Origin of the sequence: Cryobacterium sp. Sr3, assembly GCF_004402835.1 — a bacterium.
GTDB classification, from domain to species: Bacteria; Actinomycetota; Actinomycetes; order Actinomycetales; family Microbacteriaceae; genus Cryobacterium; species Cryobacterium sandaracinum.
In genome coordinates, this window is the sequence record NZ_SOFA01000025.1 from 157540 (window position 1) to 182702 (window position 25163).

Annotated in this window: 29 protein-coding genes; 8 read left to right on the forward strand and 21 right to left on the reverse strand. The window is 67.5% G+C overall.

Going from position 1 to position 25163, the window contains the following annotated elements; genetic code table 11:
- Positions 1-10: 10 nt before the first annotated feature.
- Complete coding sequence (locus E3N94_RS06800) at positions 11-910, reverse strand: phosphodiesterase (RefSeq protein ID WP_104103158.1); 900 nt, start codon at positions 908-910, stop codon at positions 11-13.
- A gap of 231 nt (positions 911-1141) precedes the next feature.
- Here E3N94_RS06800 and E3N94_RS06805 point away from each other — a divergent pair, with 231 nt between their 5' ends.
- From E3N94_RS06805 to E3N94_RS06815, 3 genes are all read left to right on the forward strand, one after another.
- Complete coding sequence (locus E3N94_RS06805; protein ID WP_134569981.1) at positions 1142-1648, forward strand: hypothetical protein; 507 nt, start codon at positions 1142-1144, stop codon at positions 1646-1648.
- Between the two features lie 113 nt (positions 1649-1761).
- Positions 1762-2814, forward strand: a complete 1053-nt coding sequence (locus E3N94_RS06810; protein ID WP_134569982.1) for a hypothetical protein — start codon at positions 1762-1764, stop codon at positions 2812-2814.
- Positions 2815-2868: 54 nt separating this feature from the next.
- Positions 2869-3738 carry a hypothetical protein gene (locus tag E3N94_RS06815; protein WP_134569983.1) on the forward strand — a complete coding sequence of 290 codons (870 nt, stop codon included), beginning with the start codon at positions 2869-2871 and terminating at the stop codon, positions 3736-3738.
- A gap of 110 nt (positions 3739-3848) precedes the next feature.
- On the opposite strand, the gene dprA is transcribed toward E3N94_RS06815, so the two are convergent.
- The 5 genes from dprA to E3N94_RS06840 all read right to left on the reverse strand — a co-directional run bounded on the left by dprA (position 3849) and on the right by E3N94_RS06840 (position 9143).
- Positions 3849-5108, reverse strand: a complete 1260-nt coding sequence (dprA, locus tag E3N94_RS06820) for a DNA-processing protein DprA (protein ID WP_104103149.1) — start codon at positions 5106-5108, stop codon at positions 3849-3851.
- On the reverse strand, positions 5105-6640 hold the full coding sequence (locus tag E3N94_RS06825; protein ID WP_134343034.1) for a YifB family Mg chelatase-like AAA ATPase: 1536 nt from the start codon (positions 6638-6640) through the stop codon (positions 5105-5107). Before E3N94_RS06825 ends, dprA begins: the two co-directional genes overlap by 4 nt.
- A complete protein-coding gene (locus E3N94_RS06830; RefSeq protein WP_104103537.1) occupies positions 6640-6996 on the reverse strand; it encodes a YraN family protein in 357 nt (118 codons plus the stop codon). Before E3N94_RS06830 ends, E3N94_RS06825 begins: the two co-directional genes overlap by 1 nt.
- A 262-nt stretch (positions 6997-7258) precedes the next feature.
- The gene (locus E3N94_RS06835; protein WP_104103143.1) at positions 7259-7969 is read right to left on the reverse strand and encodes an SGNH/GDSL hydrolase family protein; all 711 of its coding nucleotides are present in this window, start codon (positions 7967-7969) and stop codon (positions 7259-7261) included.
- Positions 7970-8027: 58 nt separating this feature from the next.
- On the reverse strand, positions 8028-9143 hold the full coding sequence (locus E3N94_RS06840; protein ID WP_104103141.1) for a dipeptidase: 1116 nt from the start codon (positions 9141-9143) through the stop codon (positions 8028-8030).
- Positions 9144-9284: 141 nt separating this feature from the next.
- Here E3N94_RS06840 and E3N94_RS06845 point away from each other — a divergent pair, with 141 nt between their 5' ends.
- Both E3N94_RS06845 and E3N94_RS06850 read left to right on the forward strand, forming a co-directional pair.
- Positions 9285-10097 carry a metal-dependent hydrolase gene (locus E3N94_RS06845; RefSeq protein ID WP_104103138.1) on the forward strand — a complete coding sequence of 271 codons (813 nt, stop codon included), beginning with the start codon at positions 9285-9287 and terminating at the stop codon, positions 10095-10097.
- Positions 10098-10157: 60 nt separating this feature from the next.
- A complete protein-coding gene (locus E3N94_RS06850; protein WP_104103135.1) occupies positions 10158-10604 on the forward strand; it encodes a nitroreductase family deazaflavin-dependent oxidoreductase in 447 nt (148 codons plus the stop codon).
- 30 nt (positions 10605-10634) lie between these two features.
- Here the strand turns inward: E3N94_RS06850 and E3N94_RS06855 are convergent, their stop codons facing one another.
- The 11 genes from E3N94_RS06855 to rpsP form a co-directional block, all read right to left on the reverse strand.
- Entirely contained in the window at positions 10635-12104 is a 1470-nt protein-coding gene (locus E3N94_RS06855; RefSeq protein WP_134374264.1) for a glyceraldehyde-3-phosphate dehydrogenase, read from the reverse strand.
- A gap of 73 nt (positions 12105-12177) precedes the next feature.
- Positions 12178-12501, reverse strand: coding sequence for a DUF2469 family protein (locus E3N94_RS06860; RefSeq protein ID WP_066596196.1), 324 nt, complete (start codon positions 12499-12501; stop codon positions 12178-12180).
- A gap of 12 nt (positions 12502-12513) precedes the next feature.
- Positions 12514-13155: a ribonuclease HII gene (locus tag E3N94_RS06865; protein ID WP_134343032.1), complete on the reverse strand. Its 642-nt coding sequence runs from the start codon at positions 13153-13155 to the stop codon at positions 12514-12516.
- 3 nt (positions 13156-13158) lie between these two features.
- Positions 13159-13905, reverse strand: a complete 747-nt coding sequence (lepB, locus tag E3N94_RS06870) for a signal peptidase I (RefSeq protein WP_104103128.1) — start codon at positions 13903-13905, stop codon at positions 13159-13161.
- 85 nt (positions 13906-13990) lie between these two features.
- Entirely contained in the window at positions 13991-14335 is a 345-nt protein-coding gene (gene rplS / locus E3N94_RS06875) for a 50S ribosomal protein L19 (protein ID WP_104195167.1), read from the reverse strand.
- Between the two features lie 192 nt (positions 14336-14527).
- The gene (locus E3N94_RS06880) at positions 14528-15106 is read right to left on the reverse strand and encodes an MFS transporter (protein ID WP_104103120.1); all 579 of its coding nucleotides are present in this window, start codon (positions 15104-15106) and stop codon (positions 14528-14530) included.
- Positions 15107-15142: 36 nt separating this feature from the next.
- A complete protein-coding gene (gene trmD / locus E3N94_RS06885; protein WP_104103117.1) occupies positions 15143-15892 on the reverse strand; it encodes a tRNA (guanosine(37)-N1)-methyltransferase TrmD in 750 nt (249 codons plus the stop codon).
- Positions 15893-15901: 9 nt separating this feature from the next.
- Positions 15902-16783: a formate/nitrite transporter family protein gene (locus E3N94_RS06890; protein ID WP_134343031.1), complete on the reverse strand. Its 882-nt coding sequence runs from the start codon at positions 16781-16783 to the stop codon at positions 15902-15904.
- Between the two features lie 87 nt (positions 16784-16870).
- Positions 16871-17536 carry a ribosome maturation factor RimM gene (rimM, locus tag E3N94_RS06895; RefSeq protein WP_241973146.1) on the reverse strand — a complete coding sequence of 222 codons (666 nt, stop codon included), beginning with the start codon at positions 17534-17536 and terminating at the stop codon, positions 16871-16873.
- A 31-nt stretch (positions 17537-17567) separates the two neighbouring features.
- A complete protein-coding gene (locus E3N94_RS06900; RefSeq protein ID WP_104103108.1) occupies positions 17568-17804 on the reverse strand; it encodes an RNA-binding protein in 237 nt (78 codons plus the stop codon).
- Positions 17805-17806: 2 nt separating this feature from the next.
- Positions 17807-18232, reverse strand: a complete 426-nt coding sequence (gene rpsP, locus E3N94_RS06905; protein WP_104103105.1) for a 30S ribosomal protein S16 — start codon at positions 18230-18232, stop codon at positions 17807-17809.
- Between the two features lie 285 nt (positions 18233-18517).
- On the opposite strand from rpsP, the gene E3N94_RS06910 reads away from it, so the two are divergent.
- The gene (locus E3N94_RS06910) at positions 18518-19654 is read left to right on the forward strand and encodes a glutamate--cysteine ligase (protein WP_134343029.1); all 1137 of its coding nucleotides are present in this window, start codon (positions 18518-18520) and stop codon (positions 19652-19654) included.
- 348 nt (positions 19655-20002) lie between these two features.
- On the opposite strand, the gene E3N94_RS06915 is transcribed toward E3N94_RS06910, so the two are convergent.
- Both E3N94_RS06915 and ffh read right to left on the reverse strand, forming a co-directional pair.
- Positions 20003-20842 carry an LLM class F420-dependent oxidoreductase gene (locus tag E3N94_RS06915; protein WP_104103100.1) on the reverse strand — a complete coding sequence of 280 codons (840 nt, stop codon included), beginning with the start codon at positions 20840-20842 and terminating at the stop codon, positions 20003-20005.
- 70 nt (positions 20843-20912) lie between these two features.
- Entirely contained in the window at positions 20913-22487 is a 1575-nt protein-coding gene (gene ffh / locus E3N94_RS06920) for a signal recognition particle protein (RefSeq protein ID WP_134569984.1), read from the reverse strand.
- A 76-nt stretch (positions 22488-22563) separates the two neighbouring features.
- Between ffh and E3N94_RS06925 the strand changes: the two genes are divergently transcribed.
- The gene (locus E3N94_RS06925; RefSeq protein WP_134342630.1) at positions 22564-22884 is read left to right on the forward strand and encodes a putative quinol monooxygenase; all 321 of its coding nucleotides are present in this window, start codon (positions 22564-22566) and stop codon (positions 22882-22884) included.
- A gap of 20 nt (positions 22885-22904) precedes the next feature.
- Here E3N94_RS06925 and E3N94_RS06930 read toward each other — a convergent pair whose 3' ends face one another.
- Both E3N94_RS06930 and ftsY read right to left on the reverse strand, forming a co-directional pair.
- A complete protein-coding gene (locus E3N94_RS06930; RefSeq protein ID WP_134342631.1) occupies positions 22905-23408 on the reverse strand; it encodes a DUF2004 domain-containing protein in 504 nt (167 codons plus the stop codon).
- A 7-nt stretch (positions 23409-23415) separates the two neighbouring features.
- Entirely contained in the window at positions 23416-24291 is an 876-nt protein-coding gene (gene ftsY / locus E3N94_RS06935) for a signal recognition particle-docking protein FtsY (RefSeq protein ID WP_104103088.1), read from the reverse strand.
- A gap of 488 nt (positions 24292-24779) precedes the next feature.
- Between ftsY and E3N94_RS06940 the strand changes: the two genes are divergently transcribed.
- Positions 24780-25160, forward strand: coding sequence for a four-helix bundle copper-binding protein (locus tag E3N94_RS06940; RefSeq protein ID WP_134342632.1), 381 nt, complete (start codon positions 24780-24782; stop codon positions 25158-25160).
- The last annotated feature ends 3 nt before the right edge of the window (positions 25161-25163 follow it).

Here is a 25163-nt window from a genome sequence, read left to right on the forward strand (position 1 = left end):
GTCACCTCGGTCAGACCTGCCGCGAAAAGGCCTCGGTGCGCTCGTCGGGCGTGAGCGCCTCCATCCGGTCGAGGAAGGCCGCGTCGAAGCCGGTCGCTGCCGGAAACTCGCCGAGAGCCACATGCGAGTGCACGATCTGGTCGTCGTAGACATGCACGAGGTTGATCGATTGCCCACCCTGCAGACCGCTGAGCGCCCCCTGCGGCGCGGTCGGATCGATCGTATAGCAGGTCGCTGCGGCGACCGACACCGGGATACCCGCGAAGAGTCCGGTCGTCGCGTAGTGCAGGTGTCCGCCCAGGATCGCCCGGATATCGCTGCCGGCCACCACCTCGGCCAGTCGGGGCTGCCCCCGCAGCTCGAGGATGGACATCAGCGGCAACATCGTAGGCACGGGCGGATGATGAAGCGCCAGCAGGGAGCCGTGCGGAGCAGGCTCGCTGAGCACCTCGGCCAGCCACGCCAACTGCGCGCCGGACAGGTCGCCGTGGTGATAGCCCGGAACACTTGTGTCCAGTGCGATGATGCGCACTCCCCCGATATCGAATACCCGGTCGATCGGCGCCGAGGATCCTTTTTCCCGGAGCAGCTCGGTGCGGAAGGCCTCGCGCTTGTCGTGGTTCCCCATCACCCAGATGACGGGGGCGCCCATCCGTTCGGCCGCGGCCTCGACAATGTCACGCACCCGGCGGTACGCAGCGGCTTCACCGCGGTCGGCGATGTCACCGGTGAAGAGCAGCGCGTCGGGCCGGAGACCGGACCGCTCCAACTGTGCCATCGCCTGGTACACGGTGGTGTCGGTGTCGACCGCGCCGTAGAGCGCTCGACCTCCGCCGAGGAAGTGGGTGTCGCTGATATGCGCGATGAGGTGGGTGGCTGGAGGGTACTGGCCCAGTTGCACGGCTGACATGACTCACCTTTCGTGGGTGCCGCCCAGACTACGGCCTGCCCCCGACGTCGGCCTGTCGTCGCGCAAATTCACCCTTCGATGGGATTCGCGCGAACCCACTATTGGGGGGGCCCGCAGCCCCGTCCTGTGGGCTCATCCGGCCTAACGGCGCACACGAGACCGCCCTAGCTTTCCGCACGTGTCCTCACAGATGAGGACTGTCGAGACCCGAAATCGATAGAAGGGCATCACATGACCAAGAAGACCATACCCGAGGCAACCGCCGGCACCGCCAAGCAGCTGCGGGTGAGGAGCATCGCGCTCGTCGCGGCCGCGATGCTCCTGGTCGGCGGAGGCGGAGCGTACGCCTACTGGTCGACGACCGGCTCCGGCACCGGTGCGGCGGCCAACGCCAAGTCCAACGGCTCGCTGGTGCTGAGCGCCCACCTGGCCGACGGTCTGACCCCGGGCGCCTCCGTGCCGGTGACGTACTCCGCAAAAAATGCGGGCACGTCCAGCCTCAAGGTCGCAACCATCTCCCAGACCGGCAGCACCGACGCCCCGGGGTGTGTCTTCGCCGACAACTTCACGATCGCCCCGTCCGTCGTCTCCGACACGCGCGTGATGGGCACACCCAGGAGCCAGACCGCCGTCGATGTGACCATCACGGGAGCCTCGACGCTCATGTTCCTTGACACCGCTGACGACCAGGACGCCTGCAAGGGCGCCACCGTCACGCTGACGCTCAAGTCCAACTAGCACGATCACAGGTGGGCAGGCTCTCTCCGAGCCTGCCCACCTGTGCGATTTTCATTTTGGTACATCTGAGTCCTTGAACATTCATGCTTGCTCGACAGCTGTGAGAGGTTGACGTGACTTCCCTCCGTCCCCACCGTTCCGCATCCGGAAACACCCGCCTCTTATTCTTCGGCCTCACCGCCGCCGTGACCCTTGCCGTGTTGGTCGTGTCCGTAACCGGTGGCGCCTCCGCGTATTACACCGCCCCCGGGTTCGGCTCCGGCTCGGCAGCCCTCGGCACGCTGCTTCCGCCCACCGACGTGCTCGTTCCCGCGACGAGCGCCGGCACCGTGAGCCTGCGCTGGACGGCATCCGTCGGCACGCCCGCGCCGACCGGCTACTACGCCACCCGCACCAAGACCGGCACCGGCACGCCGACCCCGGCCTGCGGCACCAGCCCGACCATCATCGTGGCCACCGCGTTTTGCGACGACCTGCTCGTTCTGACTGGCGACTATACCTACACGGTCACCGCCGTCTACAACGGGTGGACCGCGGCGAGCGCCCCCAGTGACAGCGTGACGATTTCGAATCCGACGAAAGTCGCGTTCCAGGCCCAACCGTCCGACGCGACCAGCGGCGCCGTCTTCACTGCCCAGCCCAGCGTCGCGATCCAGAATGCCGCCGGAGAGACCGTGCCCACCAGTACCAGCCCGGTCACACTGGCAATCACCGGGTCGCCCGCGGACGCCAGGCTCACGTGCCCAACCAACCCGCTGGCGGCAGCATCCGGTGTCGCGGTCTTCAACGGTTGCGCCATCGACAGGGCCGGCACCTATACGCTCACCGCGGCCTCCGGTGCCCTGACCGCCGCCACGAGCACCGCCCTGACCGTTTCCGTGGGCTCCGCGAAGAAACTGTCCTTCACCCAACCTGCCGTTGACTTCTCCATCACCGGCAGCACCGCAACAATCAGCCTCGGCCTCACCTCACCCGCCGGGGCCAGCCTGACCTGCGCCGCGAACGCCCGGACTGCCGTCTCAGGCATCGCCGCCTTCGCCGGCTGCCAGATCGACAAGGCCGGCAGCTACACGCTCACCGCCAGCTCGGCCGGGCTCGCCGACGCCACGAGCAACGGCATCAACGTCACCGCCGGGCCCCCTGAGAGACTCGCCTTCACCGCATAGCCCGCCAACAGCAGTAGCGGCGGAACCCCGTTCTCAACCCAATCTGTCATTGCCGTGCAGGATGCGTTCGGAAACGCCGTCACCACCAGCACTGCCCCCATCAGCCTCAGCTTCACGACCCAGGCAGGCGCCGCGCTGTCCTGCACCTCAGGCAACCCGCTCGCGGCCGCGTCCGGTGTCGCGGCCTTCACCGGTTGCCGGATCGACAAACCCGGCAGCTACACACTCACGGCGGCCCCAGGGACCTGGACGGCCGAGTCCAGCAGCCTCACCATATCGGTCGGCTCCGTAGCGAAACTAGCCATCGCCTTCCCGACCAGCACTGCCATCAGTCAGAGTGCCTTCTCCACCCAACCGGTTGTCACGGTGCAGGATGCCGGTGGCAACACCGTCACGAACAGCACCGCAGCCGTGACATTGAGCCTCACCAACGCACCCGTCGGGGCCACCCTGTCCGCGTGTGCTTCCGCCAGCACCGCCGGCGTCACGACCTTCACCGGTTGTCGAATCGACAAGGCCGGCGCCTACACACTGACGGCCGTCGTGGCAGGCCCCATCACGGCCACGAGCAACACCATCACGATCTCGGCCGGGGCCGCGTCAAAACTCGCTTTCACCGGAACATTCCCTCAGAAGAGCCCTAAGAGGAACGACTTCTTCGTGCCTCAGCCGGAAATCACGATCCAGGATGCCTTCGGCAACACAGCGAACGCCGCTGTAAGCGTCACGCTCTCTGCGAGTCCACCGTCCAACAGATCCGGCACGCTGTCGTGCGCGGCGACAACCAGGACTTCTCTCAACGGTGTTGCTACGTTCAGTGGCTGCCAAGTCAGTTACCAAGGCAATCAAGCGGGCCTGTACACGTTCACGGCGGAAGCTTCGGGGCTTGTGAGCGCCTCCGTCATCGTCACGATCGTCCAGTGATCAGGAGTCTTCCAGTGATCATGGATGACAACAACGGGGCCACGGTCGACGTGCTCGTACGCCGAAAGGACGGGGACGACCAGGGGGGTGGTCGGGTGAACGGCGAACCGTTACCGGCCGCGCACCCAGCCGGTCTCCTTCTCCCGAACCACCCCCTCCAGGTCGAGGGCGCCGAGGGACCCCTGCACCGTTGACATCGACAGTCCGGCCCGACGGGCGATGTCGGTCACGCTGCGCGCCGCCCGCGTGCTCAGAGCGTCGAACACGCGCACCTGCTCGCTCGTGCGGCCGCCGAACCCGGCCGTGTCTCCATCGGCGGGCGGCAGGTCGAGGGTGAGGCCCAGCATCCGTTCGCCCACCAGTTCGGCCATCTCCGCGGCTGTGCTGACGCAAACGGCGTCATACTCGCGGATCAGCCGATGGCAGCCGGCCGACGTCGGCGAGGTCACCGGGCCCGGAACGGCCCCGAGCGGCCGGCCGAGAGCGGCGGCATGCCCGGCAGTGTTGAGCGAACCCGAGCGCCAGCCGGCCTCGAGCACGACCGTGGCCGCGCTGGCAGCGGCGATCAACCGGTTGCGTTGCAGGAACCTCCATTTGGTGGGCGCGGCCCCGCAGGGCAGTTCGGAAATGATCGCCCCCATCGTGGCGATGCGGCTCAGCAGGGCGTCGTGGCCGCTCGGATAGTAGCGGTCCACTCCCCCGGCGAGGAACGCGACGGTCAGCCCCGAGCTGGCCAGTGCCGCCCGGTGCGCCATGCCGTCAATGCCGTACGCCGCCCCGGAGACGATGAGGAAGCCGCGGTCGACGAGCCCGGCGGAGGCCTCCATCGTCACATGCTCGCCGTAGCCGGTGGCCGCGCGGGCACCCACCAGGGCGATCGAGTTGGACAGCGCGGTCAGAGCGGTCGGGATGCCCCGCCACCAGAGTGCGATCGGCGCGTGGACTGCCAGGTCGTCGACGCCTCTCGGCCAATGTGCATCAGTGGGCACTAGGAGCCCGGCGGACGCGCGCGCCGCCTGCTGCAGGGAACGGATCACCTCGGCCGAGGATAACCGCGGCCGCCAGCGTTGCAGGGCCTGCTCCAGTAGGGCCTGCAGGTCGTCGGTCAGTGGCAACCCCGTTGCGGCCAGCGCGCCCGCGAGCCGGGCCCCGGTCCACAGGTCGAGGACGGCACTGAGTGCCGGCCCGGCCCCCAGCCCCTGCACGAGCAGTCCGGCGGCGCCGTCGCCCGGCTCCGAGATGCCGGTCCACGCGGCGCGCGCGAACACATCGGCGGCGGCCGCGGCATCCGTCGGGCCAGACCCGGCGGATGCCCGCACGCCCCCGGTCAGCGCAACCACCGTGGATTCCTCCAGCCCAAACAGCATCATGACGTCATTCCCTTCCGCAGGTACAAGGCCTGCCCTACCTGTTCAATGCCGGGCCGGGACACGCCCTCGAGGTCGGCGATGGACCAGGCCACCCGCAGTACTCGGTCATATCCGCGCATGGTGATGCCTCCGCGTTCAAGCGCCCGGTCAAGGATGGCCGTGGCCGCTCTGCCCAGCCGGGCCTGGGGGCCGCGCAGCCAGGGGCCGGGCACATCGGAGTTCAGCGTCCACGGCGTGCCGGCGAGGCGCTGGGCCGCGGCGGCTCGGGCCTCGATCACCCGTCCGCGGGCGACGGCGCTCGCCAGTCGGGGCGTCTCGGTGGCCAGCCGCAGCTGGGCGGCAGTGATGCGCTGCACCCGCAGCTGAATGTCGATACGGTCCAGCAGCGGTCCCGAAATGCGCGCCAAGTACCGTCGCCGGGAGCTCGGCGGGCAGGTGCAGTCCAGGTCAGGGGCGCCGTACTGCCCGCAGGGGCACGGGTTGGCCGCCATCACCAGCTGGAAGCGGGCCGGGAAGTGAGCGACCGCGTTGGCGCGGTGAATGCTGATCACCCCGGATTCCAGCGGCTGCCGGAGCGCGTCGAGCACCGCCGAGGCGAATTCGGGAGCCTCATCGAGGAAGAGCACCCCGTGCGAGGCGCGCGCCGCCGCGCCAGGCCGGACCTGCCCGCTGCCTCCGCCGACCATGGCCGCCGCCGTCGCCGTGTGGTGCGGGGCCTCAAGCGGCGGGCGGGTGATCAGGGCGCGCCCGACGGCGCGGCCGCTGAGCGACCGCATGGAGCTGACCTCGAGGGAGGCCTCAGCGTCGAGGTCGGGCAGCAGTCCGGGCAGCCGGGCCGCCAGCATGGTCTTGCCGGCGCCGGGCGGCCCCACCATGAAGACGTGGTGACCGCCGGCCGCCGCGATCTGCAACGCCAGGATCGCATCGTCATTGCCGATGATGTCGACCAGGTCGGGTTCGGCCGTCTCCGCCGCGGCGTCGCCGGGAACGAGGATGGGGTCAACCGGGATCGGTTCGAGTTCGGCGCCATGCCAGATGGCGGCGTCCCGCAGGGAGGCGACACCGATCACCCGCACGCCCGGCACGAGGGACGCCTCATCGACGTTGCCGGCGGGCACCATCACCGTGCCGTGGCCAAGCCGGGAGGCCGCGATCACCGCCGGGAGCATGCCCGGCGTCGGCCGCAGCCGTCCGTCGAGGGCCAGCTCGCCGATGTGCACCACCCGGCCCACCGACGCGGCCGAGACCACCTGGTCGGCCCCGAGGCAGGCCAGCGCGATGGCCAGGTCGAAGCCCGACCCGTGCTTCGGCAACGACGCCGGGGAGAGGTTGATGGTGAGCTTGTTACGGGTGAGCGGACAGCCCGAGTTCTTCGCCGCAGCCCGCACCCGCTCGGTGGCCTCCGACAGGGCCGCATCGGGCAGCCCGATCAGGATGATACCCGGCAGCTGCCCGGAGATGTCGGCCTCCACCTCGACCAGTGCCCCGGTCATCCCGGCCAGGGCCACCGCATGCGTGCGGGCGAGCCCCATCAGAACACGCCCGTCAGGTGCTCGATCACGGGCTCGGTGCCGGGACGGATGATCACGGCGATGGCGTCGACACGGATGCGGGCGGGCCGGGCATCCGCCTGTTCGCACCACGCCGCCGCGAGGCGACGCAGCCGGGCGAGCTTGGCGACAGTGATGGCCTCGAACGGATGCCCGAAGCGGGTTCCCGAACGCGTCTTCACCTCGACGAAGACGACCTCTCCCCCGAGCTCGGCGACCAGGTCGATCTCACCCTGCCCGCAGCGCCAGTTGCGCTCCACGACCCGGTAGCCGGCGGCGGCGAGGAAGAGGGCGGCGCACTCCTCGCCCTGCCTGCCCAGTTCGTCTTTGCGTGCCACGAGCACCTCCGCCCCCAGCGTGCCGGGTAGGCGCTCCCGGCACTCGCGGGGTCGAGAAGCTGTGCGGTCGGCGGCGCGGCCGCGTCTGGGGAGGACCACCCCCGGCCCGGCCTTCAGCACCACCGTCCCGAACGAATTCGACGCCGGCACGGCGGTCCGTCTGTGCTGACCAGCGTCCACGCGGTGCAATCAGCTCTGCCGTAGCGGGAGCGATACAACCAATCGATCAGGACTCCCTCAGCTACAGCCCCAGCGCGGCGAGCTACAGCCCCAGCGCGGCGAGCGCCGCGTCCATCCGCTCGGCGAGGGCTGCGTAGCCGGCGTCATTGGGGTGCAGGCCGTCGTCGGCCATCCACTCGGGGTGCCCGTCGAGCCAGTAGGAGGCGCCGGAGATGTAGTCTGCGTCGGCGCCGAGCGCGGCCGCCTGAACCCAGCCGATGATCTGCTCCACGGAGTCCGGGCGCTCCTCGGTGTACCAAAACGGCTCCACGACGATGAGGCGCGCCTCTGGCAGGGCCGCCCGGATCGTCTCGAAGTCGCGGGTGATCGCCGCCTCGATCTCGTCGGCGCGGGACGGCATCGAGAAGTTGTCGTTGAGCCCCATGGTGCTGATCACGATGTCCGGCCTGGCAGCGATGACCTGGTCGATCAGATCATCCCCCCGCCGCTGGTTCACGAAGCCGAGGCCGTTGCGGCTCGGGTTGACCTCGGTCCAGTCGCGCTCGGCCGAGACGATGGTCGACCAACGTTTGTCCGCAGCCGAGCCGCCGGTGCCGCGCGTGTAGGAGTCGCCGTAGAAGGCGACCACGGTCTCGCCGGGGCCGCGGGCCGCGGGACCCGGGTCGGCCTCGCCCAGGCCGCGGCCCAGGACGCCGCTCTGGGCGAGCATTGCCAGGGCCACCGCCCCCGCGAGCAGCACGGCGGCGGCGATCCACACGGTGATCCAGAAGGCAGGGCGTCGTCGAGGGGTCATGACACTGATTCGGAGCCGGGCACCGGCAGGGTTGGCGGAACACGCCGGCCCGGCATGCTCAGCGCACCAACCGGGGCACCGAGGCGCCGGATGCCGCGTGTCCGGCGGCCGCGAACGCGGCATCCGTCTCGCGCAACACCCGCAGCACGTTGGCGCCGGCAAGAGCCGCGAGGTCGGCGGCCGACCAGTCGCGCCGGGCCAACTCGGACAGCAGCGCCGGGTAACCGTCGACGCCTTCGAGGCCGGCAGGGAACTCGTCGGTGCCGTCGAAGTCGCCTCCGAGGCCGATGTGGGCCATTCCGGCGACGCGGCGGGCGTGTTCGACGTGGTCGGCGACATCCGTCAGCGTCACGACCGGCGCCGGCCCGGCCCGGTCGCCCTCGAACCAGACCGAGTAGTCCTCGGACAGGAATTGGGGCACGAAGGTGAGCATGAGCACCCCGCCGTTGGCGGCCAGTCGGCACAGCACGTCGTCGGGCACATTGCGGGGGTGGTCACTGAGGGCCCGGCAGGAGCTGTGACTGAAGATGACGGGCGAGTCGGACGCGTCCAACGCCGCGTGCGCCGTGGCCGGGGAGACGTGCGAGAGGTCGACCAGCATGCCCAGCCGGTTGAGTTCGTGCACGTAGTCGACGCCGCGGGGTGTGAGGCCACCGTGCTCGGGTTCATCGGTGCCCGAGTCGGCCCAGGTCGTGTTGTGCACGTGGGTGAGGGTGAGGTAGCGCACGCCCAGCCGGGCGAACATGCGCAGCGCGGCTGGGGAGTCGTTGAGGCTGTGTCCGCCCTCGGCGCCGAGCAGGGAGGCGATGCGCCCGATCGCTCGGGCGGCCTCCACGTCGGCGGCACTGCGCGCGATGCCGAAGTCGTCGGGGTAGCGCGCGGCGAGGCGGTAGACCCAGTCGATCTGCTCAAGCGTGCCCTGCACGGCGTCGGCGCCTGTAAGGTCGTCGCTGACGTAGACCGACCAGAACTGCGCTCCGACCTGCCCTGCCCGCAGCCTGGCGATGTCGGTGTCGGTGGACAGACCGCCCCCGAGACCCTCCACGGAGTAGTCGCGGCTCTGCCGGCACTCCCACGCCCAGTCGTTGTGGCCGTCGATCAGCGGGGCCAGGGCCAGCGCCTGCTCCACGACGACGGATGCCGCGGCGGGCGCGGACGGAACCGGTGTGCTCATGCCCCCACGCTAGTGCCGGCCGGCACGGGCGGGGAGCGGAAGCCACCTACAGTTGAACGGGAACTGGTGAACCGGCTTAGTCGAGGCTCGGCATGCCCCCGACGGCCTGAATCAGACTTGGACCAGTTAGGACCCCCTCTCATGATGGGTGCACACCATGCCATGACCGGCGCCGCCGCCTGGATCGCCGTCACGGCGACCGCCGGGCACGGCCTCGGGCTCTTTCCTGTGACGCCCGTCGGCACGATCGCCGGCTCGCTGCTCTGCGCCGGGGCGGCCCTCCTCGCCGACGCCGACCACAACTCGGCCACCATCTCGCAATCCGTCCCCGTGCTCGGCCGGCTCGTCACCACGGGGATCTCCCGGGCCTCCGGCGGCCACCGGCACGGCCTGCACAGCCTGCTCGGCCTGTTCTCGGCGTGGCTGCTCGCCACCGTGATCGGTCTGGTGCTCTGGGAGCCCGTCTGGGCCACGGAACCGGTGCGCGTCGGCCCGGCCCTGATGAGCGCCGCGGCGATCGCGTTTGCGGCCAAGGTGCTCGGCCTCTCGAAGCAGTCGTGGGGGCTGGCCTGGGCAATCGGCTTCGCCGTGGCGGCTTTCATCGCCGTTTTCGCCCCGGAGCAGCACTCGTGGTTCGTGATCTGCTTCACACTGGGCTACGGCGTGCACCTTCTGGGCGACCTGCTCACCACCGGCGGGCTGCCCCTGTTCTGGCCGTGGATCCCGAAACCGCCCAGATGGTGGTGCCGGGTGCCGGTGCTCGAGAATCTGTGGTCATCGGGCGGCTACCTGTCCGTGCCGGTGCTGGGCAACGCCGGCTCCCTGCGGGAGTGGCTGCTGCTGATCCCGGTCACCGCCTATGCGGGCTACGGCGTGCTGTTCGCGCTGCTGGAGACCTGGGGCGTCAACCTGGAGGCCGCGCTGGTGGACATTGCCGGGGCGCTGCCCCTGTAGCGGGGCAGAAGACGCCGGGACATCCGTCGGTCGCCCCTGTTCACCTCGTAGGCTGGAGGCATGGGACTGCGTAATCGGCTGACGGATCTGCAGATGAAGACGATGAGCGTGCTGCACCGCGCGGTGCTGACGGCCTCCGGCGGGCGCCTGCTCGCCTCGTTCGGGTCGATGCCGGCGGTCGAGCTGCACACCATCGGCCGCTCCAGCGGCAAGCGTCGCACGACGATGCTCACCGCCCCCGTGCACGGGCACCAACGCTTCGTGCTGATCGCCTCGAAGGGCGGCGACGACCGCCACCCGCAGTGGTATCTCAACCTGGTCGCGAACCCCGACGTCGAGCTGACCGTGCGCGGCACCACCCTGAAGCTGCGGGCGCGAACCGCGTCCCCCGCGGAAAAAGCCGAGCTGTGGCCGCAGATCGTGGCGGCCTATCGGGGCTACGACGGCTACCAGCAGAAAACCGGCCGTGATATCCCGGTCGTGATCTGCGAGCCCCGGCCGCGCTGACCCGAACCCGGGCCAACGCCGCTCGGTGACTCAGACCAGGGCGACCGGCTCGATCAACACCTTCGGGAACACCGGCGGATGCACGCCCGCCATCTCCTCGAGCACCCGGATGACCTGGCAGCTGTACCCGTATTCGTTGTCGTACCAGACGTACAGCACGGCCTTCGTGTCGGTGCAGATGGTGGCCAGGCCGTCGACGATGCCGGCCCGGCGGGAGCCGAGGAAGTCGCTGGAGACCACCTCGGGCGAGTCGATGTAGTCGATCTGCTTGTGCAACTCGGAGTGCAGCGACATGGTGCGCAGGTAGGTGTTGAGCTCGTCCTTGGTGGTGCCCTGCGTGAGGGTGAGGTTGAGGATCGCCATCGACACGTCGGGCGTGGGCACCCGGATGGCGTTGCCGGTGAGCTTGCCGGCCAGCTCGGGCAGCGCCTTGGCGACGGCCTTCGCGGCCCCTGTCTCGGTGATCACCATGTTCAGGGCGGCGCTGCGCCCGCGGCGGTCGCCCGAATGGAAGTTGTCGATCAGGTTCTGGTCGTTGGTGAACGAGTGCACCGTCTCCACATGGCCTTCCCGGATACCGAAGCGGTCGTTCACGGCCTTGAGCACGGGCGTGATCGCGTTGGTGGTGCAGGATGCCGCCGTGATGATGGTGTCGTCCGCGGTGATGGCGTCGTGGTTGATGCCGTGCACGATGTTCTTCAGCGCGCCCTTGCCCGGAGCCGTGAGCAGCACCCGGGCGACACCCGGGCAGGCCAGGTGCTGGCGGAGTCCGTCGGCGTCGCGCCAGCGTCCCGTGTTGTCGACCACGACAGCGTTCTGGATGCCGTATCGGGTGTAGTCGACGGTGGCCGGGTCGCTCGAGTAGATGACCTGAATCAGCGTGCCGTTGGCGAGGATCGTGTTGCCCACCGGGTCGACGGTGATGGTGCCCTCGAATGGTCCGTGCACCGAGTCGCGGCGCAGCAGGCTCGCCCGCTTGACGATGTCGTTGTCCGACCCGCGGCGCACCACGATGGCCCGCAGGCGCAAACCCTGTCCCCCGCCGGCGTGGTCGATCAGGATGCGCGCGAGGAGACGTCCGATCCGGCCGAAGCCGTACAGCACGACATCCGTGCCCGCGGTGACGAAGTCACCCTGCCGGTCGACGACATCCGCCAGCTCGGCCCGGAGGAATTCCTCCCGGCCGCGCCCGGCACCCTCGAGTTTGTAGGTCATGGCCAGCCGGCCGAGGTCGATCGACGCGGTCCCGAGCCGGAGGGTGCTGAGGGTCTGCAGCAGCGGCAGGGTCTCCTCCAGGGGCAGTTCCACATCGTCGATGTGGCGCGCGAAGCGGTGCGCCTTGAGCAGTCCGATCACCGACTGGTTGACCAGTCCCCGGCCGTGCACGCTCGTGACGACGTGATTTTCCCGATACAGACGGCCGATCAAGGGGATCATCTCTTCAGCGAGTGCCTCCCGGTTGATCCACGAGGCCAGAGCGCGATCAGATTCCTGAAGCAAAAGACATACCCTTCGTTCTCGACCGCATCGTTGCGCCGAGTGTGCAGACCCCCAGGCCTGAGTCTTCGTTGTGCTACTCGTCGAGCGCGAGTTCCTTCGGCAGTTCGAACTCCTTGGACGCGAGTTCCTCGACGTTGACGTCTTTGAAGGTCAGCACCCGCACCGACTTCACGAACCGGTCGGAACGGTAGACGTCCCAGACCCAGACATCTTTCATGGTCAATTCGAAGTAGAAGTCGTGCTCCGTGTCACGGCGCACCAGCTCGACCTCGTTCGCGAGATAGAAGCGTCGTTCGGTCTCGACGACGTACTGAAACTGCCCCACAACATCTCGGTACTCGCGGTACAGGGCCAGCTCGACCTCGCGGTCGTAGTCCTCGAATTCATCTTCTTCCATGGTTCCTCAATCCTACGCTGTGATCTTCAGCCAGGATTTGCGATGCAGCAGAGTGGGTCCGAGCAGGGCGATCGCCGCCATGTGGGCGGGGCTGCCGTAGCCCTTGTTGCCGGCCCACTCGTAGCCGGGCGTCACGGCATCCGCCTCGATCATCAGAGCGTCGCGGTGCACCTTCGCGATCACGGATGCCGCGGCCACCGACGCGCAGTCCTGGTCGGCCCGCACGCGCGTCACCACGTTGAGCGGAGTGCTCAGTGCCCTGTTCAGCCAGTCGTCGTTGCCGTCCAAAAGCACCACGGCGCCGGTGATGTCGACCCCGGCCGCGAACAGCTGCGCGAGGGCCCGCTTGCCGGCCAGGCCGAGCGCGGCGATGATGCCCAGTCGGTCGACCTCCAGCGGCGTCGCGAGGCCGACCGCTGAGTGCAGCGCCCAGGCGACAGCCAGCGGCGCAAGGAGCCCGCGCCGGAGTTCACTGAGCATCTTGGAGTCGCGCAAACCGGCCGGGAAGGCCGAAGCTGAGGCGTTGACGACGGCCACACCTACCCCCACCGGACCGGCAAGGGCGCCGCGGCCGACCTCGTCGACGCCGATCACGCAGGTCGCCCCGGCGGCCAGCAACGCCCGTTCGACGTCGAGGGTCGGATCCACGACCATTCCCTACCTCGTCTCCGTGGGGACGCCCTGGAAGACCTCCGGGTAGTCGTCGAGCCAGGACCAGCGCGCGGTCGGCCAGCTGATCACGAGGGCGCGCCCGACGACGTTGTCGATGGGCACGAACCCCTTGCCGGGGGTCTCGGTGTTGTAGCGGGAGTCCTTGGAGTTGTAGCGGTTGTCACCCATCACCCAGAGCGAGCCGTCTGGCACGACGATGTCGAAGTCGTCCTGCGAAACGCTCGTCTCCCCGGTCGGCAGAGACACATAGGGTTCGGACAGAGGCACGTCGTTGACGCTCATCTGGCCGAGCGGGTTGCAGCAGGTGACGTGGTCGCCCGGCAGCCCGATGACGCGTTTGATCAGGTGGTCGTTGCTGTCCGGCGCCGACAGCCCCACCGCGGCCATGACCCAGTCCACGGCGGCGATGACGGCGTTCTGCTCGAGGGGCGCCTGCGGCAGCAGCCAGCCGCCCGGATCCCGGAACACGACGACGTCGCCGCGTTCGACCGGGATCAGTTTCGGTTCGAGCTGGTTCACGATGATCCGGTCGTTGATCAGGAGGGTGGTCTCCATCGACCCGGAGGGAATGTAGAACGAGCGCACCAGGAACGTCTTGATCAGGAACGAGATGAGCAGCGCCACCACGAAGATGACCAGCAGGTCACGTATAAAGAGTGCAACGCCGCGCTTCTTGCGCTTTGTTTCTGTTCCCTGGCGATTGGATCGCGTGGGCAGAGAATTATCTGTCATTAAACCGCCTGAGCTCCTGACCCAGTGTACGGGTGAGGAGCTCAGGGGGAATTCAGCGCAAGCTGGAAGTCGACTGCGACGGGTGTTAGTCGCGCTTCTCCTTGATCTTGGCCTTCTTGCCGCGCAGGTTGCGCAGGTAGTACAGCTTCGCGCGACGCACGTCACCACGGGTGACGACCTCGATGCGGTCGATCACCGGGGAGTGCACCGGGAAGGTACGCTCGACGCCGACCTGGAAGCTGACCTTGCGTACGCAGAACGTTTCGCGCACGCCTTCGCCGGAGCGTCCGATGACGACTCCCTGGAAGACCTGCACACGAGAGCGAGCGCCCTCAACGATGTTGACGTGGACCTTGACGGTGTCGCCGGCGCGGAACGCCGGAATGTCCTTGCGGAGGGATGGGGCATCCACCTGGTCGAGAATATGCATACTGTTCGCTCTCTGTATCCGCCACAGGACGACTACGGCTTATGCGATCCGACACGCGAGGCGAGCGAATCAGCAAATGAATGAGTGTGTTTCGTGCCGATACCTTGCAGCTCCCCTGTGGCAGAGGCTTGCCACGGCACAAGCGATGATTATGTCACGAAACGCACCATGCCCGCAAAAGCTGGGTGAAGGTCAGGCCTCCGGCGCCTGACCGTGCTTCTTCCCGGATTCCTTCTTCTCGAACGACTCCCCGGGCGGGCGGAGTGAATGCTCGCGCACGATGATGACGGAGGGATCCGGCGTGGGGATGAAACCGTCGGTCGGCGGCAGCGTGGGCGGCACGGTCGGCAGGAACGCGGGGCCCCTCGCCGTCTCCTCGACCAGGAGCATCATGGCCCGCATGCTGCGGCGGGCGGCGGCGATCAGCTCCCAGATGGCGAACCAGAACGCGCCGATTCCGACCACGATCACCAGCGCGGCGAGGCCCGGCGCGACGTCGTAGGTAAAGCCCATGCCCACGATCAGGGCGTGCCAGAGCGTGAGGATGCCCACGTCGGCCCACGACACCATGCGGGTGCTGCGCACCTCGGTGCGGGCGAAGAAGATCAGGCTCACGGTGAGCAGGCCCACACCGACCACGAGGCCGCCGAAGAAGCTGCCGACCACGTCCCAGCCGCCGCTGCCGTAAACGGAGGCGCCGACCAGGAGCCACGCCGGAAGCACGAGGACGGCAATGAACTGCCAGTAGTAGAAGAACCTGCGTACGAACACGAAACCAGACTACCCGGGCGACCTGCTCCGGCGAGCTCAGTTCGCTGGCGGCAGAAGGTCCGGGCGCACCCGGGCCGTGCGCAAGAATTGCTGCTCCCGCCGCCACGCCGCGACGGCGCCGTGGTTGCCACTGAGCAACACCGACGGAACGTCGAGGCCGCGCCAGGCCGCGGGCTTCGTGTAGCTCGGATATTCGAGGAGGCCGTCCTCGTGGGATTCCTCGACAAGGCTTTCCGGGTTGCCGACGACCCCCGGGATCAGACGACCGACGGCCTCGATCATGGCCATCACGGCCACCTCTCCCCCGTTGAGCACGTAGTCGCCGAGACTGACCAAGCGCACCCGGCCGTCCTGCTCGAAGTGGTCGAAGACCCGCTGGTCGATGCCCTCGTAGCGTCCGCAGCCGAAGATGAGGTTCGATTCCTCGGCCAACTCCCGGGCCATGGCCTGCGTGAACAAATCCCCAGCCGGGGACGGGAAGATCAGGAGCGGACTGGCATCCGTCGCCGTCGTTTCGGGCATGACGGACGCATCCGGCGGCTCGGCACCCGGGTGCACGTCGGTGAGGATCGCGTCGATCGCGTCACCCCATGGCTCCGGCTTCATCACCATGCCGGCGCCGCCGCCGTAGGGCGTGTCGTCGACGGAGTGGTGCCGGTCGTGGGTGTGGTCGCGCAGGTTGTGCACCCGAAGGTCGATCAGCCCCGATTGCCGGGCCTTGCCAACCAGGGAGACGTCGAGGACGGAGAAGAACTCCGGAAAGATCGTGATGATGTCGATACGCACGGGAGAAGTCTACGAGCGAACGAGCGTGGGTTCGGCAGGCTCGGTCGCCTCGGCGGCCACCTCCGCGTCGACGTCGACTGCTTCACCGGATGCCGGGGCGCGGTTCACATGGGTACGGTGCGAGAAGTAGATTGGCAGCGCGGTGAAGAGGATGGCGCCCAGGACGTTGCCAAGGAGCACCGGGGCCTGGTTCCATACCCACCACTGCCCGACCGTGACGTCGGCGCCGAGCATGATGCCGGCCGGGATCGCGAACATGTTGACGATCGCGTGCTCGAGGCCGAGGCTGAAGAAGGTCGTCACCGGCAGCCACATCGCGAGGATCTTGCCCCCCGTGGACTTGGACGTATAGAACATGATGGTGCCGATGGCGACCATCCAGTTGCAGAGCATGGCCTTGATGATCACGACAAGGATGCCGCCGGCACCGACCGCCTCGTAGGGCAGCACCTTGTGCTCGGCGAGGTCGATGATGGCCTGGACCATCGGGTCGGACATGTCCGTGCCCAAGTAAGTGATCGACGTCGTGTAGAGGAAGGCGTACAGTCCGGCCCCGAAGAGGTGGGCGAGAATGACCACGAAGAAGTTCCTGAGTCCCCGGGTGACCGTCGTGCGCCTTTCCATGATCGCAAGCGGGACAAGGGCGAAGCTACCGGTGACCAGCTCGAGGCCCAATAGCAGGATCATCGCGAATCCGACCGGGAAGAGCACGGCCCCGACGATCGGCAGCCCGGTCTGGGCCGTGGCGGTTAAGGCGACGGTCGTGGCCGCTCCGAGAATCGCCCCGGCAAGCGCACCCCGCATCACCATTTGCCCCAGGGTCAGTTGCGTTTTAAGCATGCCGGAGTGAGTGATGTCATCGACGAGTTGGCTCGGTTTAACGTACGACATGCGACGGTGCTCCAATAAGAGGTCTGCCGCGTCGTGACGAGGTGGGGAGCCGGTCGGGCGCGGCGCGCCTCTCCCCGAGGAGGTGTTTCAGCTCCGGCCGGGGGCTCCGTCAACCTCGGCCTGGGGTTCTGATTCAGTTTCGGGGGCAGCCGTGGCTGCGGTGTTGTCACTATTGTCGACGTTGTCATCGTCGTCGTCCGGTTCCTCCGGGAGCTCTTCGAGCAAGCCGGGAGGCGGGGTGATGGTGACGATGCCGGTCGTGATGTCGACGGAGGGCACGATGGCCTTCACGAATGGGATCATGACCTCGGCGGCGGGGGTCTTCACGATCAACAGGTCCTGCGCGGGAAGGTGCTCCAGCCGCGCGATGGTTCCGATCTGGACGCCGTCGCGCACGACGGAGAGGCCGATCAACTGGTGGTCGTACCAGGCGTCTTCTTCGCCGGACTGTTCCGCGTCGTCTTGGTCGATCCAGAGGATCGCCTTGGCGAGGGCTTCGGCCGCTTCACGGTCGGGGACATCCTTGAAGAAGCCGACCGCGTGCTGGTTGTACCAGCGGAGCTCGACGAGCTCGATTTTCTTGCCGTGCCAGGGTGAACCCGTGGGCACCTGCAGGGTGAACACGGCGCCCGGGACGAAACGACGTCCCGGGTCATCCGTGAACAATTCCAGCTTGATCGCGCCCTTGAGACCGTGCGCCTTGGTCAGGCGCCCCACCCTCAACTGGCTGCGCGGAGTCGTACTGTCGTTCACCGAACTCATATCCAACTACTCATTTACCAGTTCAGAAATCGGTGTCGACGACGTCAACGCGCACGCGCCGGCCGTCGGCCAGCGCGGCCACGAGGGTGCGCAGTGCCTTGGCGGTGCGCCCGGAACGCCCGATCACGCGGCCGAGGTCTTCGGGGCTCACACGAACCTCGAGAACCTCGCCCCGTGGGGACGTCTGGGTCACAACATGCACATCGTCCGGGTGATCGACGATCCCCTTGACAAGATGCTCGAGCGCGGGAGCGAGCAAAATTACGCCTTGTCCTCTTCGGTTGCCTCCGCGGCAGCCTCGGTCTCCTTGGGTGCCTCTTCCTTGGCCACAGGCTTGACGGCCTTCGGCTTCAGAACCGGCTTCTTCTTCTCGTCGGCGACGAACGGAGCCTTCGGCTCCTTGAACTTCACGGTACTGACGGCGTTCTTGTCACCCTTGAAGATGCCCCAGTCGCCGGTCAGCTTGAGGAGAGCCTCAACCTGCTCTGTCGGCTGTGCTCCAACGCCCAGCCAGTACAGGGCACGCTCGGACTTGACCTCGATGACGGAGGGCTCCTGCGTGGGGTGGTAGATGCCGATCTCTTCGATGACACGACCATCGCGCTTGGTGCGCGCGTCGGCAACGACGATGCGGTAGTACGGTGCACGGATCTTGCCCATGCGCTTCAAACGAATTTTGACAGCCACAATTCTCCTGTGTATTTGATTTTTGGCGAACTGAGGGCCGTGAGCGTGGGGGCACACTCGGCACAAGCTCAATAAGGTTTTTTCCTGCGCCTGAGTAGAGGGTCGGACGCAAGAGAACTCGACTAACTATTCTGTCAGACATCGACGACTTTCTGATAATCGACCGGCTGGGCGGCGCGGTCATCACCGGACCCGCGTCCGGCTGGGGCGCCGCTTCGCCAATCGGTGTCAGGATTGTCACACAACCACGCCCGAAGGGGTGAACCAGGATCGGAAGGACCGCGCATGGGGATCGAATTTGCCCGGTCGAAACGGTCAACCATTGGCATCGAGTGGGAACTCGCCCTCGTCGACCGCGAGTCGGGTGACCTGGTCTGCCTGGCCGAAGAGGTGCTGACGGCTCTGGCCGCGCCCGACGGCACGCCGCATCCGCACATCACCGGGGAATTGCTCCTGAACACGGTCGAACTCGTGTCGGGGGTGCACCATACAGTTGCGGGCGCCGTCACGGATGTCGCCGTCCAGGTTGACGAGGTGCGCGCCATCACGGATCCGCGGGGCGTCGAACTCATCTCTAGCGGATCGCATCCGTTCAGCCAGTGGTTCGACCAGAAGGTTACAGACGAGGCCCGCTACCAGCGGTTGATCGACCGCACCCAGTGGTGGGGCCGCAACATGATGATCTGGGGCATCCACGTGCATGTGGGGATCGAGGACAAGGCCAAGGTCATCCCGATTTTGAACGGCCTGCTCGGCTTCCTGCCGCACCTGCAGGCCCTGTCGGCGTCGAGCCCGTTCTGGGCCGGCGTGAACACGGGCTACGCCTCCAACCGCGCCCTCATGTTCCAGCAGTTGCCCACCGCCGGCCTGCCGTGGATCCTGCAGGACTGGGAGGCCTGGGAGCGCTACGTGGCCGATATGACGGCCACCGGGGTGATCGAGGATGCGACCGAGGTGCGCTGGGACATCCGTCCTTCGCCGCGATGGGGAACCATCGAGGTGCGCGCCTGCGACGGCGTGTCCACGACGGAGGAACTCGGCGCCATCGCCGCGTTCATCCAGTGCCTGGTCGACTGGATGTCTGGGCGTCTCGACGCCGGCGAGACGGTCGGGCCGATGCAGCCGTGGTTCGTTCGTGAGAACAAATGGCGGGCCGCTCGCTACGGCCTGGACGCCGAGATCATCACGGATGCCGCGGGCGCCGAAAGCCTGGTGACCGACGATGTGCGCCGGCTGATCGGCATCCTCTCCCCCGTCGCCGAGCGTCTGGGCTGCCTGGACGAGCTGCAGAGCCTGAACCGGATCATCACCGCGGGTGCGAGCTACCAGCGGCAGCTGCGCGTCGCCGAGGCGCACGGCGGCAGCCTGCCGGCCGTCGTGAAGTCGCTGACCCGCGAACTCCGCACGGGCCTCCCCGCATAGCTGACTGAGCCTTCATGGCCGTGGACGATGCGGGATCGCGGCTTGGGGGTTCCGAGCCGGGTGTTCGTGATGTCGACGCAGGCAGGCAGTGGACCGTGACGCGGGATGTGAGTGCGTTCCGGCCACCGTGTCTCTCGGGTCCGCGGCCCTGCAGCAACTCCGTCCCCAACGAATTCGACGGCGATTTTGGCGGAATCGGCCCGTCACACACCGAAAAACCCGTTTCACACCAAAATCTCCGTCGAATTGGTTCACCACCGAAGCCGGCGTTCCGCCTGTGATGATCAGCGTCCACGTGGTGCGGGCAGGACTGACCTTCCGGGAGCGATACCACCACTCGATTAGGACTCACGCATCTCGGGTGCAGCCCGTCTCAAGCGCGTTTTTTGTATCACGCCAGGCGAGCCAGTCAGTGAGCGAGGCCAGGTCGTAGTGCGGGCCGGACAGCCCAAGGGTGAACAGGCGGGCGCCTAGGTCGTAGAGCTCGTCGGCCTCGGTCACGGTGCGGGCCCGCAGCTCGGTGGAGATCTCGATCTCGGAGAGGTCCCGGCCCACCGTGTCACACCACTTCGAGAGCACGCCGAGCTTGTGCTCGAGCACCGCGGGAGTGGAAAACGAATGCCAGATGTCCGCATGTCTCGCCACGATCCGGAGGGTCTTCTTCTCGCCCCCGCCGCCGATCAGCACCGGGATGTCGCGCAGGGGCGGCGGGTTCAGCTTCGCCCAGCGCGCCTCGATCCGCGGGAGGTCGGCTTCGAGGGCGTCCAGGCGGGTGCCCGCGGTGCCGAACTCGAAGCCATACTCGTCGTAGTCGCGCTCGAACCAGCCGGAGCCGGTGCCGAAGATGAACCGGCCGCCGCTGATGTGGTCGATGGTGCGCGCCATGTCGGCCTGCAGGTCGGGGTTGCGGTAGCCGTTGCAGTTGACCAGCGCGCCCAGCTCGATGGTGGAGGTCTGCTCCGCCCAGGCCGCGAGGAGCGTCCAAGACTCGAAGTGGAGGCCGTTCTTCTCGCCGGAGAGCGGAAAGAAATGGTCCCAGTCGAACGCGATGTCCGTGCCTAGGGCCTCGACCTCCGCCACGGTCACTCGAATCTTCGGATAGAGGGCGTGCTGCGGGGCGATTTGCACACCGATACGCACTCGGTCGGCCCTGGGGGAAGGCGTGGAGGAAGGCGTGGAGGAGGTCATGCGCTCATCCTAAACCGGCGGCCGGGGGCATCCGCAGCGCAGTCAGCGGCTCAGCGTTTGCGGCGCAGTATCACCGACCGAGCATCTTCTGCAGGGCGGCCATCTCGTCTTCGGTGGGACCGCCCGCCTTCCTGGCGCCGCCGAGGCCGAAGCCCGTGCCGCCGCCCGCACCGGGGCCTGCGCCAGCGGGCTTCTCACCGGACGCGATCGCCAGGTTCTCCGCCGCGCGCTTGGCCGGGTTGCCTGACTTCGAGCCCTTCTTCTTGGGCTGCGGCTTGCCACGGCCGCCGCCGCCCATGCCGCCGGGGACCGGGCCCATGCCGGGGATGTTGGGCATGCCGCCCTTGGCGACCGTCTTCATCATCTTGGCGGCCTGCTCGAACCGGGACACGAGCTGGTTGACCTCGGTCACGGTCGATCCGGCGCCGCGGGCGATGCGCAGCCGACGGGATCCGTTCAACAGCTTCGGGGTGGTGCGCTCGGCCTTGGTCATCGACTGGATGATGGCCTCGGTGCGCACGATCTCGCGCTCGTCGAAGTTCTCGAGCTGCTGCTTCATGGCGCCGGCGCCGGGGAGCATGCTCATCATCTTCTTGATCGAACCCATGTTGCGCAGCTGCTGCATCTGCCCGAGGAAGTCGTCGAGGGTGAAACTGTCGGTGGAGAACTTCTCCGCCATCTTGCGTGCTTCGTCTTCGTCGAAGGCACCCTGCGCCTGCTCGATCAGGGTGAGGATGTCACCGAGGTCGAGGATGCGGCTGGCCATGCGGTCGGGGTGGAACGGCTCGAAGTCGTCGAGGCTCTCACCGGTCGACGCGAACATGATCGGACGGCCGGTGATCGAGGCCACGGACAGGGCCGCACCGCCGCGCGCGTCGCCGTCGAGCTTGGAGAGCACCACGCCGGTGAAGTCGACGCCGTCCTGGAACGCCTTGGCGGTGGCCACCGCGTCCTGGCCGATCATGGCGTCGATCACGAAGAGCACTTCGTCGGGGTCGATGGCCGTGCGGATGTCCGCGGCCTGCTTCATCATCTCCGCGTCGACGCCGAGGCGTCCGGCGGTGTCGACGATGACCACGTCGTGCATCTTCTGCTGCGCGTACTTGACGCCGTCGCGGGCGACCTTGACCGGGTTGCCGACGCCGTTGCCGGGCTCGGGCGCGTAGACGGGCACGCCCGCCTGGGCGCCGACGACCTCGAGCTGGGTGACCGCGTTCGGGCGCTGCAGGTCGGCCGCGACCAGGATCGGGGTGTGGCCGTCTTTCGCGAGCCACTTCGCGAGCTTGCCGGCGAGGGTGGTCTTACCGGCACCCTGGAGGCCGGCGAGCATGATGATGGTCGGCGGCTTCTTGGCGAATTCGAGTCGGCGCTGCTGACCGCCGAGGATCTCGACGAGCTCCTCGTTGACGATCTTGACGACCTGTTGGGCCGGGTTCAGCGCCTTGCTGACCTCGTCGCCGAGGGCACGCTCGCGCACCTTGCCGGTGAAGTCCTTGACCACCTCGAGGGCGACGTCGGCGTCGAGCAGTGCGCACCGGATCTCGCGCACGGTGCCGTCGACATCCGCCGCGCTGAGCTTGCCCTTGGTGCGGAGATTCTTGAACGTCTCGGCCAGGCGATCTGAGAGGTTTCCAAAAGTAGCCATAATGCGTTTAGTTTAACCGGTCGCGGAGCCTACGTTTGTTCGGGTGCGCAAACCGCATCCGAAGCCAGGAGTCACCATGTCCGTTGTCGTCGTCGCCGTACTCACCCCGAAGCCCGGTCGCAGCCAGGAGCTCCTGGACGCGTTCGCCGTGGTCTCCCCCACGGTGCACGCCGAGACCGGCTGCGAACTGTATGCCGCGCACACCGACGGTGACCTGGTGGTCATGGTCGAGCGCTGGGCCAGCGTCGCCGACCTCGCGGTGCACGCGACCGGCGCGGGAATCACCGAACTTGGTGCGCTCACCGATGACGCACTGGCCGCCCCCACGGACGTCAAGGTGCTGCAGAACGTGCCGTTCGGCGACCCGGCCAAGGGCACCATCCAGGAGGGGCACTGACGTCCGACCGGACTGCTGCGCTACTGCTCGACGGCGATCCGCACGGGGTCGCCGTGCACGTCGATCGTGACCACGAGCAGGGCGTCGGTGTCATCGGGGCTGATCGAGTACTCGAGCACCGCGAAGTGCTCCTCGCTACGGAAGTGGTGCGGGTGGAAACCGATCCGCTGCAGCTGGATGGAGCGCAGAAAATCGATTTGTTTGTCGCCCGAATCCCAGATCAGGGCGTCGTCGAGAACCTCGGGATCCATTTCGTCGAGTTCGGTCGTGATGTATGCGCCCGTCACCGAGCCCTCCTTGCTGAGGTCGGCCACGAGCGATTCGCGGGCCTGCGAATCGAGTCCCTCGATGTCGTTGACCATGGCCGCCGCAATGTCGAGCGCTTCGGTCGAGACGGACTCCTCGTCGGGGGAGCTGAGGTCGATCTGCACGTCCTGGTCGCCCAGTTCGGCCGAATCCGACCAGTAGACCTCGCCAGCATCGTCACTGCCGAGAATTCCGAAGAAATCGTGTTCGATGGTCATGACTGTCCTATCCGACGAGTTTTTGTGCGAAAACGTGCGGCGTGAAACCGGTGAGGTCGTTGATGCCCTCGCCCTGGCCCACGAGCTTGATGGGGATGCCGGTCTTCTCCTGCACGGCGAGCACGAAGCCGCCCTTGGCGGATCCGTCCAGTTTGGTGAGCACGAGCCCGGTCACGCCGGCATGCTGGATGAAGGCCTCGGCCTGGGCCAGTCCGTTCTGGCCGGTCGTCGCGTCGAGCACGAGGAGCACCTCGGCGATCGGGGTCTGCTTCTCGATCACCTTGCGGATCTTGGTGAGCTCGTCCATCAGGCCGCCCTTGGTCTGCAGCCGCCCGGCGGTGTCGATGATCACGATCTCCGTGCCGTCTTTCATGGCCCGCTCGACGGTCTGGAAGGCGACGGATGCCGGGTCCTGGCCGTGGGCCTGCGGCCGCACGATGTCGGCGCCCGCCCGTTCGGCCCAGGTTGCCAGCTGTTCCACGGCGGCCGCACGGAACGTGTCTGCCGCCCCGATCAGCACGCTGCGGTTGTAGGTGCGCAGGAACTTTGCGAATTTGCCGATCGTGGTGGTCTTGCCGACGCCGTTGACGCCGACGACGAGCACGACGGCAGGCCGCGCGCTGAGGTTGAGGGTGGAGTCGAGCTTGGAGAGCCGTTCCTCGAGGCCTTCGCGCAGCATCCGTTGCAGGTCGGTCGGGTCGGTCGTGTTGTACCTGGCGACCTTGGCCCGCAGGTCGGCCACGACCGCCTCCGTGATGCTGGGACCGAAGTCGGCCTGGATGAGCGCGTCTTCGAGGTCTTCCCAGGTTTCGGCGTCGATGAGCTTCTTCGCGAACATGCCGCGCAGTGCGCCGGAGAGAGACCAGGGGGTGCGTTCTGCCATACCTACAGCCTATGGCTCGCGCGGTATCTGCGCCGCTGCGCCCCAGGTGTGCCTCGCGCGAAGCGGCGCAGCCGGCGCGTACCGAGCGGTGGACCTCCGAACCGATGGTGCGGACCGGGAGCGGCACCGCCCCGATAACGCTCGTTCGTGCGATTCGTGCCGTCACACGAGCGACCCGACCCGGCAGAATGACGGGGTGACGGCCCAGACCTCATCCTCTTGTGTCGGCATCGTCCACATCACGGCACGTCCTTCCCGCACGGCCCGGCGGCGGTCGGCAGCCTGATGCGTACGCTGGCGGCCGCGCGGCCGGAGCCGATCGTTGCCCTCGGATTCGTCGATGTGCAGCGCCCGGACACGCCGGAGACCCTCAGCCCGGTGTGAGGGTGTTGTTCTGAGGGACTTTCGGTCCTGGAACGACCACCCGAAAACGAGCAGGAATGTGCAAGCCCCCCGACAGCCGCCCGGACCCGGTCTAGGGTGTCGGCATGGCAGTCAGCACAGGGCCCGAGAGTGTGCGCACCGGGATCAACCGGTGCATCGCGGCGTGCGACGCTCTCGTGACGGTAAGCGAGGACTGCGCGCACGCCTGCCTCCGCATCAAGGGCAACGGCGACATCACCCGCTGCTTCTTCGCCGACCTGGACTGCATCGAGGTGTGTTCGTCGACGAGCCGGCTGCTGTCCTGGCATGCGCGCAAGGACGGGCTGATGACCATCGCGCTGCTGGAAACCTGCCGCGAGGCCGCCCGGGCATCGATCGCGGCCTGCGAGAACATGGCCCGGCTGCATCCGGGCTGGCACACCTGCAGCATGGCCTGCCGCCGGGTCGACGAGGCCTGCGCGCGACTCCTGGCCGTGCTGCGCTAGCGT